Here is a 1,197-nt window from a genome sequence, read left to right on the forward strand (position 1 = left end):
TCCGGCTGCTCAGTGTCGCACAAAAGCGGAAACTCGTAGGTTTTCAGCAGGATCGGCGGCAGGTAGTCTTGCAGCTTCTTTCTCACGACGCACCGCCAATCGTACTCAGCCGCGGAATCTCGTCCGCAGCCAGTTCAATGTTCTTGGTATCGCCGTTGACCGTTGTGCCGTCCACATCGACCACACAATCCGCGGTCAGCAGGTGTGTTTCGATCTGCGAGATGCGAACCACCGTTGTTTTGTTCTCCGACCACTCTTTACATAACTCGTTAAGATACGCATTGGCGGCGCTCACAAGCTGCGACTTGCCGTTCTCCCAGTTCCAACCGGCGGCAAAGGTGATGTTCGCCGCAACGGTGAGGTCGGCGTACTTCGCGCCGGTGACGGTCACGGTATGCCCGATCGGCGCGAGCCCCAGACCCTCGCCGTGATTCTGCTCGGGGTCGATGGCGGTCTGCACCTTGGAAATCAGTTCGCTGCTCGGCGCGGTGAAGTCGGACGCGATAATAGTCAGCTTGACCGTACCGCCGCCGTTCCACACCGGATAGACCTTAACGCCGCCAACACCAGTAATCGCGTTGGTTTTGTCCTTGTAGTCGGCAACATTGCCGCCGAATGCTTCACCGTCGATACTGGCGTAATACTTCTCACGCAGGGTGTCGGTCGTGTCGCCGTCCTCGGCCGGAATGAGCACCGCTGCAATCTGGGCGGTTTCCAGACCGTTCACCGTCTGGATTGGCAGCAGCAGGCCGGTATACTTGTTGCCGACCGTGCCGAGCGTTTCGGCCTCGAGCTTGTAGTGACCTGCCGAGATTTTCTCGGTAACTACATAGTTGACTTCATCGCAGTTGAACCGCAAGCCCGAGGTCAGCTCCACACTGGACGGCGTGAACACACCCTCGATAACAGCAGCAGTTTCGCCCTGAATGGTTACGCCGCGCTCCTTACAGCGCAGCATAAGGTACTGCAGGGATGCGGTATCAACAAAGGTTTCGTCCATGACCACATCAAGCTCCGTGTAGCATTTGACCAGTTCTGCGGCCGCCGGTGCAAGTGCGTCATAGATGATGCTGCCCTCGCGCTTGTCTACCGTATCCGGCACGGATTCCAGCATACGGTTCATAATGTAGTCAAACGTCATTTCGTCCGAGTATCGTCCGATCATGCCGTTTCACCTCCAAACTCAAATTCGCTTTC

Annotated in this window: 1 protein-coding gene; it reads right to left on the reverse strand. The window is 56.9% G+C overall.

Going from position 1 to position 1,197, the window contains the following annotated elements; translation table 11 throughout:
• Window positions 1-82 precede the first annotated feature (82 nt).
• Window positions 83-1,165, reverse strand: a complete 1,083-nt coding sequence (locus tag IEY11_RS14560; RefSeq protein WP_188886901.1) for a baseplate J/gp47 family protein — start codon at window positions 1,163-1,165, stop codon at window positions 83-85.
• Window positions 1,166-1,197 lie beyond the last annotated feature (32 nt).

Source organism: Butyricicoccus faecihominis, from assembly GCF_014648015.1.
Lineage (GTDB): Bacteria > Bacillota > Clostridia > Oscillospirales > Butyricicoccaceae > Agathobaculum > Agathobaculum butyriciproducens.

Coding starts and splice junctions, on each gene's coding strand:
- IEY11_RS14560 (WP_188886901.1), bottom strand. CDS start 1,165: ATGATCGGACGATACTCGGACGAAATGACGTTTGACTACATTATGAAC.